This window comes from Stenotrophomonas sp. NPDC077420 (genome assembly GCF_044543385.1).
Lineage (GTDB): Bacteria > Pseudomonadota > Gammaproteobacteria > Xanthomonadales > Xanthomonadaceae > Stenotrophomonas.
In genome coordinates, this window is sequence record NZ_JBITVZ010000003.1 from 251,197 (window position 1) to 264,153 (window position 12,957).

A 12,957-nucleotide genomic window follows, 5' to 3' on the forward strand; every position below is an offset into this window, starting at 1 on the left:
GGACAACGAGACTGACTGCATGCGCATCCTGCTCGCCGAAGACGATGCATCACTGGGGGAAGGCATCCGGACCGCCCTGCGCCGAGCGGCTTACGCTGTGGACTGGGTGCAGGACGGTGCCTCAGCGCTGACGGCCATCGGTGACGGCGACATCGACCTGGTCGTGCTGGACCTGGGCCTGCCACGGATGGACGGGATCGACGTCATTCGCAAGGTGCGCGCAGCGGGCGGGTACGTCCCCATCCTGGTCCTCAGCGCCCGCGAGCGGGCGTCTGACCGCACGCTTGGGCTGGACGTGGGTGCCGACGACTATCTGGGCAAGCCGTTCGACACGCCCGAGCTGCTTGCGCGCGTCCGCGCCCTGCTCCGCCGGAGCGTGGGGCGTGCAACACCGACACTGGACGTCGGCGCATTAAGCCTGGACCCGGCCCGGCTGACCGCCAGCTGGAAAGGGCATACGCTGGACCTCACCCGCAGGGAGTTCGCCCTGCTGAGACTGCTCATGGAACAACAAGGCAGGCCGCTTGGGCGCGAGACCATCCAGCAGCACCTGTATGGTTGGGATGAGGACGTGGCCAGCAATGCAGTAGATGTGCATGTCCACCAACTGCGCAGGAAGCTGGATCCAGGCATTATCCGCACGGTGCGGGGGATCGGCTATGCCCTGGGCGACCCCTCGGATGCAACTGCATGACGTCCATCCGTCGCCGCCTGCTGGTGGTGTTGCTGGGGGTGCTCTCGCTGCTCATGCTGCTGGCGGCCGGCCTGAGCTATCGGGCCGGGCTGCAGGAGGCCGGGGAGATGTTCGACGCCCGGCTGGTGCAGTCCTCACGGGTGCTGTTGAGCCTGGTGGACGAGCCGCTCAGCGATCTGAGCGCGTTTCCCGGCGACCCGATCGTTCTGCACGGTTGGCACGGTCGCGCCGAGGGCGTGGGCGAGGCATTGGCCTTCAAGGACGGACATGCCTACGAGAACAAGCTGGCGTTTCAGATATGGGCGCCTGACGGTCGCCTGCTCCTCCGGTCAGACAGCGCGCCCACTGCGCCAATGGCAAGCCTGTCGCCAGGCTATGCGGATGTCGACATAGAAGGAGCGCAGTGGCGAACCTTTACGCTGCGCTCGCCAAAGGGCCGGTGGTTCCAGTCCGCCGAGCGCTCGGACATCCGCCAGGAACTGGCCGAGGACATCGCCATCGGCACGCTGCTGCCACTGTTGTTTGCGCTTCCGGTGATGGCCTTGGTCATCTGGCTGACGGTCGCCTGGGCGACGCGCTCGTTGCGGAAAGTCTCAACGGACATCGGTGAGCGTGACCCCGACCGAATGACGCCCTTGGATGACGCCAAGCTTCCGGAAGAGGTCCACGGCCTGGTCCGGGCGGTAAACGAGCTGCTGCAGCGACTCGATCTCGCCTTGGCGCGCGAGCGCCGCTTCATCGCAGATGCAGCCCACGAGCTGCGCACGCCGATCAGCGCAGTAAAAGTTCATGCAGACAACGCCAGGCTCGCCACGCTTGATGAAGAGCGCCAGGAGTCCCAGCGGCTGCTTGCGCGAGGAGTGGAACGGGTTGAACGCCTGGTATCACAGCTGCTGTCGCTGAGCCGAACCGAGCGCGGCATCGGAAAGGATGCGCTTCGCAAGCTGAGCCTGGACGCGCTTGTGAACAACGAGGTTGAAGAGCTCAGGCCCTTGGCAGCGTCTAAATTTCAGGTCGTGAACCTGGTTCTCGACAGAGCGGACGTCTACGGCGACGAATTCTCGCTGGGGCTGCTGGTTCGCAACCTCGTGGAGAATGCCATCCGGTATACCCCCCAGCGCGGGGTCGTGGTGGTGTCTACCGGGCAGACGGGCGAGCACTGCTTTCTTACCGTGGAGGACTCGGGTCCGGGCATTCCCAGGGATCTGCACGGCCGCGTGTTCGACCGATTCTACCGGGTGATCGGAAGTGGCGCGGAGGGCAGCGGATTAGGCCTGTCCATCGTCCAGGAGACAGTGGAAGCACACGACGGAACGATCACGCTTGGCACTTCGCAATGCCTTGGCGGCCTGAAGGTGACGGTTGAACTGCCTTCCCGGGTGCAGCTGCCAAGGTAGCAGGCATCTTCATCGCGAGCGATTCAACCTCCCGCCACCCCTGAACGGATACGTGACGATGCACAGAGAACTTCACCGAAGCCAGCGCGGCGGATGGCTGCGCGCCGGCGTTCTGGGAGCGAATGACGGGCTTCTTTCGACCAGCAGCCTGATCGTCGCGATGGTCGGGGCCGGGGCGGCAACGCACACCGTTCTCATCACTGGACTGTCGGGACTCCTTGCCGGCGCGCTTTCAATGGCTGCTGGCGAATATGTCTCCGTCAGCTCGCAGGCAGACGCGGAGACTGCAGATACCGAGAAAGAGCGTGGCGAGCTGACCAACCAGCCCGATGCAGAGTTGCTTGAACTGACCACCATCTACGAAAAGCGGGGGCTCAGCCCCCAATTGGCCGCACAGGTGGCGCGCGAGCTCACTGCACATGATCCCCTGTCCGCCCACCTGCGGGATGAGCTTGGGATACATGAGCTCACCAAGGCCCGGCCTCTGCAAGCCGCTGCCGCCTCTGCGGCTTCATTCGTGCTCGGAGCGCTCCCACCCGTTCTTTTGATCGCACTCCTGAACGACAGCGGTTTGGCTGCTGCGGTTGTGATCATGACACTGCTCATCTTGGGCATCTTGGGCGCACTTGCAGCAAAGCTTGGCGGAGCATCACAGCTGCGCGGGACCGTACGCATGATGATCTGGGGCGCCATTGCAATGGGAAGCACGTATGCGATTGGCCTGTGGTTCGAATCGCTGGCCGCAGGCTGATTGATGCGCCTGGTCGCCTCCGTCACATCAGAACTCCTTCTCCGGGTGATGTGCATGCCGCGAGCGCGTCCGCAGCTCAGATGGTTGCGGAAAACTCGCTGTTCAAGTGTGTGATCGCCGTTGTGGGCGGTTGCATTGCAACGCTACCGTGCCACTCCCGCCGCCCGTCCCAGCGGCGGGTCCAGCACCGGCCTGCCCGCCTTGTCCCAGCGCACGGGCTGCACCCGCGGCGAGCGTTTCGCGGTGCAGCCCATGTCGGGGCCCGGGTTGGCGTGGTAGATGATCCACGGTGTGCCATCGGCCATGTGGAAGAAGCCGTTGTGGCCGGGGGCGTATACATTGCCTGCCGGGTTCTTGACCAGGATGGGTTGCTTGGCTTTTGACCAGGCGTTGGCATCCAGCGGGTTGGCGCCTGCCGGGGCACGCAGCAGGCCAATGGCGTAACCGTCTGACCAGCAGGGGCTGCCGGAGTACGTCAGGAACAGGTCGCCTTTAGGGCCCTGCAGGAATTCCGGGCCTTCCAGGATCTGGCGGCCGCCCTGCCGCTCCCAGGCCTGGTCGGGGCGCGCGATGATCATTTCGTTGCCGACCAGTGTCCAGGGGTTGGACATTTCCACGATGGCCAGCACGCTGTCCGGGCCGACATACGGCGAGTACACGAAATAGCGCTTGCCCTCGCTGGTAAAGGTCGTGCCATCGATGCCGGGGTGCGCGGTGGCCAGTCGTCCACGGTCGTGCCATGTGCCCTGGGTGGGATCGGCGCTGCTGTTTTCCAGCACGAACACGCCGCGATGTGCGTCCTCCTGCCCTTCGGCGGCGTCGCTGGCCGCAGCGGTGTAGTAGATGTACCACTTGCCGTCGATGCGATGCAGTTCCGGGGCCCAGATCGATCTGGCATTCGGCCCCGTTGCCGGCGGATGCCACACGGTGACTTCCTTTGCCTCGGCCAGTTTCGACAGATCGCTGGTGGCGCGGATCGCGAGGCGATCGCCGTGCGTGCCCATGTAGTAGAACACCTGCCCTTCCTTGGTGATCCAGGGATCGGGGCCGGAGTCCAGCAGCGGATTGTCGTGGGCCGGATCAAGCGCGGACGCGCCTGCCGATGCCTGCAGGAGCGCCGCCACCACCAGCGCACGCAGTGTGCCGTTCACCATGTTCCCCTCCCGTGGAATGCCGCGCTGGCGGGCTTGCCAGTGTCGCGCAACCAAAACATATAATCGGACAATAGGCAACCGCCACCTCTTCCGCCCAAGGAACCGCCATGCACCCGCACGACACCGACAGCATCATTGGCATCAACTGGGGCAGTTCGAATCTGCGCGCGTACCTGATCGGCACGGATGGGCGGATGCTCGATTCGCACGAAGCGCCTGCGGGCGTGGCGACGCTGCAGCGCGAGGGCATGGTGGCGGCGGCAAACGAGATCCGGGCGCGCTGGCCCGAAGCTGGCCATGGGTACGCGGCCGGCATGATCGGTTCCAACGTGGGGTGGGTGGATGCCGGCTATGTGGACTGCCCTGCAGGCGCGGAAATGGTGGCGCAGCATCTGGTGCCCACGCGCATTGGCGAGCTTGCGCTGCACATCGTGCCGGGCATGGCCTGCGTGCGCGCGGTCGACGGCGCGCCGGACGTGATGCGTGGCGAGGAAACGGAACTGCTGGGCCTGCTGGCGGCCGGAAACGTGGACCCCGATGCCATCGTCGCCCTGCCCGGCACCCACACCAAATGGATCCAGCTGCGCCAGGGACGCGTTGAAAGTTTCATGACCTCCATGTCGGGCGAACTGTTCGACCGCCTGGCCAGCGGCGGCCTGCTCGCTTCGGTGCTGGAGGGGCCGGGCGAGCCGGGCCCTGCGTTCGCCGAGGGGGTGCGTACCGCAGCGGAGGGAACGCTTGGGCTGGGGGCCCTGCTGTTCGGCGTACGTGCACGCATGATCCGTGGCGCACTGCGCCGCGACCAGACCAGTTCCTACCTGCGCGGCCTGCTCGCGGGTGCCGAGATTGCCGATGCCGTGGCGCTGTTCCCCGCGCTGGGGGACGCGTCGGTGCCCCTGGTGGGCTCCGGTCCGGTCACCCGCCTCTACCAGGCTGCGCTGGCCGAGCGGGGCTTCGATGCACACACGGTGGCGTCTGCAGACGCGGTAATTCAAGGCTTTTCCGCCATCCACGCCATCGCCGGTCCGTCGCGCTGAGCCCCTCTCCCAACGGGCTTGCTGCGTCGCAACGTGCCTATTGTCTGATTATATGTTTTTGTACGCTCCACGACATCGAGAGGGGTCTTGAGCAATGCGTGCTGGCAAGGGGAAGACGGCGGGATTGATCGGCGCGTTGGCGCTGTCCGTGGTGGGGGCCGCAGGCGCCCAGGAGCGCACCGTGGTGGGCAGGACCGCCGACGGCACGCAGGTGGAATCGATCCTGCTGCGCGACGGCAGCGGCATGCAGGCGCGGGTGCTGACACTCGGCGCCGCACTGCACTCGCTGGAAGTGCCCGACCGCGACGGCACGTTCGCCGATGTGCTGCTGGGCGACAAGGACCTGCAGGCCACGCTGGACAAGCCGCAGTACTTCGGCACCATCGTGGGGCGCTTCGCCAACCGTATCGCCAAGGGCCGCTTCACGCTGGACGGCAAGACCTACCAGGTGCCGGTCAACAACGGCGCCAACAGCCTGCACGGTGGCACCCGCGGCTTCGACAAGGTGGTCTGGAAAATCGTGGAAGCCACCGCCGACCACGCCACGCTGCAACACGTGAGCCCCGATGGCGACATGGGGTTCCCGGGCACGCTGACCGTGACCGCCACCTATGCGCTGAAGGGCAATGGCCGGCTGGAGATCGACTACCGCGCCACCACCGACGCCCCGACCATCGTCAACTTGAGCAACCACGCGTACTGGAACCTGTCCGGTGAAGGCTCCGGTTCGGCGATGGAGCATGAGCTGACCATTCCGGCCAGCGCGTATACGCCGGTGGACGCGACCCTGATTCCCACCGGTGTACTGCAGCCGGTGGAAGGCACGGTGTTCGATTTCCGCAAGGCCAAGCCGATCGGCCGCGACCTGCGCCGTGGCGATGAACCGCAGCTGCTGCACGGCCAGGGCTACGACCACAACTGGGTGATCAGCAAGGCGCCGGTGCGCGAGCTGCGCGAAGTGGCAAGCGTGCACGACCCGCGCTCGGGCCGGGTGATGACCCTGCTGTCCACCCAGCCGGGCCTGCAGTTCTATTCGGGCAACTTCCTGGACGGCAGCACGGTGGGCAAGAGTGGCCGCGTGTACCGCCAGGGCGATGCCATCGCGCTCGAGCCGCAGCTGTTCCCGGACACGCCCAACCAGCCGGCCTTCGGCTCGGCGCGGCTGGCTCCGGGTGAGACCTACTTGAACCGGATCGTCTACGACTTCTCCACGGACCGCGGCGCCCCACCCCGCCGCTGATCCCGCGCCACGCGCACCTGCCGGTCACCGCACCGGCACCGCTACCACCACGTACCGCCCGCCTCCCGGTTCACGCCAGGACGGGCAGCTCATGACTGAAGGAGTTGCATCCCATGCGAAAGTGGCTTTCCCCCTTGCTGGCGACCCTGCTCGCCGTGGCGCCGATGGCGCATGCCAATGATGCTGCGCGCTGGACGCCGGCCCAGGCCGATGCCTGGTATGCGAAGCAGCAGTGGCTGGTGGGCGCGAACTACACCACCTCCAACGCGATCAACCAGCTGGAGATGTTCCAGGCCGAGACCTTCGACCCGGAAGCGATCGACCGCGAGCTGCGCTGGGCGCACGAACAGTTCGGCATGAACACCATGCGCGTGTACCTGCACGACCTGCTGTGGCAGCAGGACCCGCAGGGCTTCCTGAAGCGCGTGGACACGTTCCTGAGCATTGCGGAAAAGAACGGCATCCGCCCGATGCTGGTGCTGTTCGACAGCTGCTGGGACCCGGATCCGACGCTGGGCCCGCAGCACCGCCCCATTCCGGGCGTGCACAACTCCGGCTGGGTGCAGAGCCCGAGCCGCCACATGCTGGTGGACCCGGCCAACGACAATCACTTCCGTGACTACGTGGAAGGCGTGGTGGGCGCATTCGCCAACGACAAGCGCGTGCTGGCCTGGGACCTGTGGAACGAGCCGGACAACCCCGGCGGCGGCAACTACATGGACAAGCAGCTGAAGGGCGAGCAGGAACGCATCGCCGAACTGTTGCCGCAGATCTTCGATTGGGCGCGCGCGAAGAAGCCGATCCAGCCGCTCACCAGCGGTGTGTGGATCGGCGACGACTGGTCGCCCGGCGCGGCCTCGCTCACCGCGATCCAGCGCACCCAGCTGGAGCGCTCGGACGTGATCACCTTCCACAACTACGAGCAGCCCGAAGCGTTCGTTTCGCGGGTGGCACAGCTGAAGAAGTATGGCCGCCCGCTGATCTGCACCGAGTGGCTGGCGCGCGGCGCAGGCTCCAACGTGGACACCATCCTGCCCATCGCCCGCCGCGAGAACATCGGCATGATCAACTGGGGCTTCGTTGACGGTGCCATCCAGACCCGCTTCCCGTGGGACAGCTGGCAGCGCCCCTACACGATGGAGCCGCCGACCGTGTGGTTCCACGACCTGGTCAAGGCCGATGGCACCCCGTACCGGCCGCGCGAGGCCGAGCTGTTCCGCCGCCTTGCCAAAACCCCGCGCACCGCTGTTCCCGCGTTCTGACACCCATCCGCCCGCCATCGCCTGATGGCGGGCCACCTACCGCGCTCGCTTTCCGGAATCCGGAGATACCGCCATGAACCGTCGTTCTTCCCGCACCCTGCTTTCCCTGGCCATCCTGTCCGCCCTTACCCTGCCCGCCCTGGCGCAGGCGCAGGATGCCGGTGCGGCCACCCCCGACCCGGCGGCGCAACCGACCGCCGTCGATCTCGATACGGTCACCGTGACCGCCCTGCGCCAGAGCCTGCAGACCGCGCAGACGATCAAGCAGGAAGCGGCGATGGTGGTGGATTCGGTGGTGGCCGAAGACATCGGCAAGCTGCCCGACAACAGCGTGGCCGATGCGCTGCAGCGCGTGACCGGTGTGCAGATCGCCCAAGGCAACCAGGGTGAAACCACCGGCGTGGTGATCCGCGGCCTGCCGAACGTGATCAGCACGCTCAACGGCCGCGAGATCTTCAGCAGCTCCGGCCGCGGCTATGCCTTCCAGAACCTGCCGGCCACCGCGATCAAGAGCCTGAACGTATACAAGAGCAGCGAGGCCAGCCTGCCGCTGGGCGGCATCGCCGGCCTGGTGGACATCCAGCTGCGCCGCCCGCTGGACTTCGACGGCGCCGAGATCGCCGGCACCGTGACCGGCACGCACAGCAAGTACACCGGCGATATCGACCCCAACGCCAGCCTGCTGTTGAGCAACCGCTGGGATACCGATGCCGGTGAAATCGGTGCGATGGTCAACTTTGGCTACATCGGCAAGCGCTACGCCTACGACGCGGTGTGGGGCGATTTCCCGAAGGTGCTCGAGAACCCGGACGGCACGCCCATGCGCACCGACGACGGCAACCTGATCGCCGCGCCGAATGGCTGGGGCACCAACTACAACCACGGCGACCGCAAGCGCAGTTCGTTCAACTATGCGCTGCAGTGGAAGCCGACCGAGAACACCGAGGTCTATGTCGAAGGGCTGTACGACTACGTGCGCGACGACTACGACCAGGCCTTCCTCTTCAGCTTCCCGGTCGGGGTGGTCCCGCCCACGGGGCTGCAGGTGGGCAAAAACTGCTACGCCAACCAGCTGGAGGGCCCGCTGGCGGGGCAGACCATCTGCGATGCCACCAGCGGCTCCTGGACCGGCGACACCTATGCCGCCAGCAGCACCCAGGCGCACAAGCAGCGCGGCCAGGACATCCAGAACGCGCTGGGCTTCAAGTGGAACGGCGACCAGCTGCACCTCTCCACCGAGGTGACCCGCACCTCCGGCTACTATCGGGATGAGAACTTCATCATCGATACCTTCATGAACGGGCCGATCACCACCGTGTGGGATGGCACGGCGGGCAAGCACCAGAACTGGTACCTGGCTGGGAACCCGGCCATGGATCCGTCGCGCTTCTATCTCAATGGCCTGTTCCAGACCTGGGGCGAATCGCGCGGTGAAGAAAACAGCTGGCGCGGCGATGGCAAGTTCGATTTCCTCGACGGCCCCATCGCCTTCCTGCAGTTCGGGCTGCGCTACGCCGACCGAACCGCCAGCGCCAAGGGCAGCGTGGAAATCAGCACCCCGCCGCCGGGCGGCGCGGGCACCGGCAACATCACCGCCAACCCCAACCCGGACAACCAGGTGGTGGGGCTGTTCCCGGCCAGCAGCTTCTTCTGCAGCAAGCGCGGCAATTCGGCGCTCAGCCAGTCCTTCCTGACCCCGTGCTACGACTACCTGATCGGCAACGCCGACGCGCTGCGCAACTTCTACGGCCTGCCCGACGGGCTGGCGGCGGAAAACCCCGGCCGGTTCTTCGACATCGAAGAACGCAAGTCGGCCGGCTACCTGCAGGCCAAGTACGATTTCGATGTGTTCGGCCTGCGTGTGGACGGCCTGGTGGGCGTGCGTGCGGAGAAGATCAAGCGTGAGCTCAATGCCTTCTCCTTCGATGCCAGCACCGGGGTGTACAGCGCCATCACCCGCAACACGCAGGACACCAACACCCTGCCCAATGCGAGCACGAACCTGCACTTCAACGACGAGTGGCAGCTGCGCCTGCTGGCCGCCAAGACGTTGAGCTACCCGGACTTCGGCGCATTGAACCCGTCGATCTCGCTCAACCCTGGCACGGTGAATCGTGCCGGCGTGGCCAGCAGCGGCAACCCGGACCTGAGCCCGATCGAGTCGACCAACTACGACCTGTCGCTGGAGTGGTACTTCTCCCCGGTGGGCTACGCCAGCGCCGGGGTGTTCTACCGCGATATCGACGGCTACATCCAGAACTACATCACCAACGTGGTGATCGCCGGCGAAGACTACGAGCTGTCCTCGCCGCAGAGCGCCGGCAGAGGCCACCTGCAGGGCGTGGAGCTGGCCTACCAGCAGACCTTCGACTTCCTGCCCGGTGCGTGGGGCGGCCTGGGCGCGCAGTTGAACTACACCTACATCGACGGCGACACGAAATCGCCGGAGTTCATCGGCGGCCCGGTCATTTCCCGCCCGCTGCAGAACGTGTCGAAGAACAACTACAACGCCGTGCTGTTCTACGAGAACTTCGGCCTGTCCGCGCGCCTGGCCTATGGCTACCGCAGCCGCTACATCGACTTCTTCACCCAGCCCACCGTGGCCGGTACCGAAGACCAGGTGGAGCCGGCCAGCTCGCTGGACTTCTCGATCAGCTATGACGTGACCCCGCGTGCCACCGTGGTGTTCTCGGCCACCAACCTGCTGGGCAACAACCTGCACCAGTTCTGGGGCAGCGGCGATACCCGCCCGCGCGACATCCGCTACCAGGACAAGACCGTGGGCATGGGCTTCCGGTTCAAGCTCTGATGATGACCTCCCCCATGTCGATGCACGTCCCCTTTATGCCATTCTTTTGTCGGATAATAGGAGTGGCCGCAGTCTGCGGAGCACCAAGCCAAAGGGGCGCCTGTGAAACGGATCGAGGTACGCAACCTCCACGACCAAGTCACCCAGGAGATCGGCCAGCGCATCATCAGCGGCACGATCAAGCCGGGCGAGTACCTGCCCAAGGAAGAGCTGTTGGCGCAGACATTGTCGGTAAGCCGCTCGGCGCTTCGCGAGGGGCTGAAGGTGCTCGGCTCCAAGGGGCTGATCGAAACCAAACAGAAAACCGGGTCGCGGGTGCGCGAACCGCGGTTCTGGAAGCAGCTGGACAGCGACATCCTGGCCTGGCGCTGCGCGTTGATGCCCACCCAGGACTTCGTGGACAAGCTGGTGGAAATGCGCGAAGTGATCGAACCTGCGGCGGCCGCCTCGGCCGCGCAGCGGCGTTCGCCCGCGCAGCTGGCGAAGATCAAGGCTGCCTACCAGGCCATGGCCGACGCGACCGACCAGGACGCGTGGGCCAAGGCGGATCTGAGCTTCCACGAAAGTGTGCTGGAAGCCACCAACAACGAGCTGCTGGGCTCGCTGTTCTCGGTGATCGACGCCGCGCTGGGCACGTTCTTCCTGCTCTCGGCACAGACCGCCAAGGACTTCAAGTATTCGCTCCCGCGCCACTTCGACGTGTACGACGCGATCCGGCTGAAGCAGCCGGACGCGGCGCGCGCGGCCATGCTGGACATGATTGCCGATTCCCGGGCCAACCTGAAGGGAATCCGCACCCCACGCAAACCCCCTCGCTGAAGGATTTCGCATGAGCACCGCCTGGATGCAACCCCTCCCCTTGGTTGCGATCCTGCGCGGGCTCACCCCGCAGGAGGCTCCCGCCATCGGTGCCGCACTGGCCGATGCCGGATTCCATATCCTGGAAGTACCGCTGAACTCGCCACAGCCGCTGGAGAGCATCGCGCTGCTGGCCAGGCAACTCGGCGACCGCTGCCTGATCGGCGCGGGCACCGTGCTCACCACCGCCCAGGTGGATGAGGTAGCCAATGCCGGCGGCCGCATCATCGTGATGCCGCACGCGGATGTGGAGGTCATCGCCGCCGCGCACGCCAAGGGCCTGCGCTGCACGCCCGGCGTGGCCACGCCCACCGAGGCATTCGCCGCGCTGCGCGCCGGTGCCGATGCACTGAAGCTGTTCCCCGCCGAGCAGCTGCCGCCCCCGGTTCTGAAAGCCTGGTCCAGCGTGCTGCCAGCCGGCACCGCGCTGCTGCCCGTGGGCGGCATCACCCCCGAACGCATGGCGGCCTACCGCAGCGCGGGCGCGGCCGGGTTCGGCATCGGCTCGGCGCTCTATGCACCCAAGACCCCACCAGCAGAAGTGGCGCGCCGCGCGCGCGCGTTCATCGACGCCTGGAACAGCACCAACACGGACCCCCACGCATGAAGATCACTGCCATCACCACCTACCTGGTGCCCCCGCGCTGGCTGTTTGTCCGCATGGAGACCGACGCCGGCATCGTCGGCTGGGGCGAGCCCATCGTGGAGGGTCGCGCGCATACCGTGGCCGCTGCGGTGGAAGAGCTTTCCGATTACCTGATCGGCAAGGATCCCCGGCATATCGAAGACCACTGGAACGTGCTCTATCGCGGCGGTTTCTACCGGGGCGGCCCGATCCTGATGAGCGCGCTGGCCGGCATCGACCAGGCGCTGTGGGACATCCACGGCAAGGCGCTGGGCGTGCCGGTGCACGCGCTGCTGGGCGGCCCGGTGCGCGACCGTATCCGCGTGTACTCGTGGATCGGCGGTGACCGCCCGGCCGATACCGCACGTGCGGCCAGCGAAGCAGTGGCCCGCGGGTTTACGGCGGTGAAGATGAATGGCACCGAAGAAATGCAGATCGTGGACACCCACGACAAGGTCACGCGGGTGCTGGAGAACGTGCAGGCCGTGCGCGACGCGGTGGGCCCCGACATCGGCCTGGCCGTGGACTTCCACGGCCGCGTGCACAAGCCGATGGCCAAGGTGTTGATGCGTGAATTGGCCCCGTTCGGGTTGATGTTCATTGAAGAACCGGTGTTGTCCGAACACCTTGAAGCGATTCCGGAACTGGCGGCCCTCTCCCCCGCCCCGATCGCCCTGGGTGAGCGCCTGTATTCCCGGTTCGATTTCAAGCGGGTCCTGCAGACAGGCGGTGTGGACATCCTGCAGCCCGATCCTTCGCACTCCGGTGGCATCACCGAAACCCGCAAGATCGCGGCCATGGCCGAGGCCTACGACGTGGCCATCGCCCTGCACTGCCCGCTGGGCCCGATTGCCCTGGCCGCCAACCTGCAGCTGGATGCGGTCTGCTACAACGCGTTCATCCAGGAACAGAGCCTGGGCATCCACTACAACGCCAGCAACGACCTGCTGGATTACCTGGTGGACCGTTCGCCGTTCGATTACAAGGAAGGTTTCGTCAGGATTCCGGATGGCCCCGGGCTGGGCATCGAGATCAACCAGGCCTACGTGGACGAACGCGCCGCCGAAGGCCACCGCTGGCGCAACCCCATCTGGCGCCATGCCGATGGCAGCGTGGCCGAGTGGTGATGC

At 66.0% G+C, this 12,957-nt stretch carries 11 protein-coding genes; 10 read left to right on the top strand and 1 reads right to left on the bottom strand.

Annotated features, from left to right (window positions below):
• Positions 1-19 precede the first annotated feature (19 nt).
• The 3 genes from ACIGII_RS04865 to ACIGII_RS04875 are packed head-to-tail and all read left to right on the top strand — an operon-like array spanning position 20 to position 2,842.
• Positions 20-694: a response regulator gene (locus ACIGII_RS04865; protein ID WP_399633851.1), complete on the top strand. Its 675-nt coding sequence runs from the start codon at positions 20-22 to the stop codon at positions 692-694.
• Between the two features lie 17 nt (positions 695-711).
• Complete coding sequence (locus ACIGII_RS04870; RefSeq protein ID WP_399634240.1) at positions 712-2,091, top strand: ATP-binding protein; 1,380 nt, start codon at positions 712-714, stop codon at positions 2,089-2,091.
• A 58-nt stretch (positions 2,092-2,149) separates the two neighbouring features.
• Positions 2,150-2,842 (top strand): VIT family protein, encoded by a 693-nt coding sequence (locus tag ACIGII_RS04875; protein WP_399633850.1) that lies wholly within the window; start codon positions 2,150-2,152, stop codon positions 2,840-2,842.
• Positions 2,843-2,985: 143 nt separating this feature from the next.
• Here ACIGII_RS04875 and ACIGII_RS04880 read toward each other — a convergent pair whose 3' ends face one another.
• Positions 2,986-3,996 (bottom strand): family 43 glycosylhydrolase, encoded by a 1,011-nt coding sequence (locus ACIGII_RS04880; protein ID WP_399633848.1) that lies wholly within the window; start codon positions 3,994-3,996, stop codon positions 2,986-2,988.
• A 107-nt stretch (positions 3,997-4,103) separates the two neighbouring features.
• Between ACIGII_RS04880 and ACIGII_RS04885 the strand changes: the two genes are divergently transcribed.
• The 7 genes from ACIGII_RS04885 (at position 4,104) to dgoD (ending at position 12,954) form a co-directional block, all read left to right on the top strand.
• A complete protein-coding gene (locus ACIGII_RS04885) occupies positions 4,104-5,033 on the top strand; it encodes a 2-dehydro-3-deoxygalactonokinase (RefSeq protein WP_399633846.1) in 930 nt (309 codons plus the stop codon).
• A 94-nt stretch (positions 5,034-5,127) separates the two neighbouring features.
• Positions 5,128-6,273, top strand: coding sequence for an aldose epimerase family protein (locus ACIGII_RS04890; protein ID WP_399633845.1), 1,146 nt, complete (start codon positions 5,128-5,130; stop codon positions 6,271-6,273).
• A 113-nt stretch (positions 6,274-6,386) separates the two neighbouring features.
• The gene (locus ACIGII_RS04895) at positions 6,387-7,535 is read left to right on the top strand and encodes a cellulase family glycosylhydrolase (RefSeq protein WP_399633844.1); all 1,149 of its coding nucleotides are present in this window, start codon (positions 6,387-6,389) and stop codon (positions 7,533-7,535) included.
• Positions 7,536-7,608: 73 nt separating this feature from the next.
• Positions 7,609-10,344: a TonB-dependent receptor gene (locus tag ACIGII_RS04900; RefSeq protein WP_399633842.1), complete on the top strand. Its 2,736-nt coding sequence runs from the start codon at positions 7,609-7,611 to the stop codon at positions 10,342-10,344.
• Between the two features lie 102 nt (positions 10,345-10,446).
• Positions 10,447-11,163, top strand: coding sequence for a FadR/GntR family transcriptional regulator (locus ACIGII_RS04905; protein WP_095364124.1), 717 nt, complete (start codon positions 10,447-10,449; stop codon positions 11,161-11,163).
• A gap of 10 nt (positions 11,164-11,173) precedes the next feature.
• The gene (locus ACIGII_RS04910) at positions 11,174-11,809 is read left to right on the top strand and encodes a 2-dehydro-3-deoxy-6-phosphogalactonate aldolase (RefSeq protein ID WP_399633840.1); all 636 of its coding nucleotides are present in this window, start codon (positions 11,174-11,176) and stop codon (positions 11,807-11,809) included.
• Positions 11,806-12,954: a galactonate dehydratase gene (dgoD, locus tag ACIGII_RS04915; protein WP_399633839.1), complete on the top strand. Its 1,149-nt coding sequence runs from the start codon at positions 11,806-11,808 to the stop codon at positions 12,952-12,954. The genes ACIGII_RS04910 and dgoD overlap by 4 nt, the downstream gene beginning before the upstream one ends.
• Positions 12,955-12,957 lie beyond the last annotated feature (3 nt).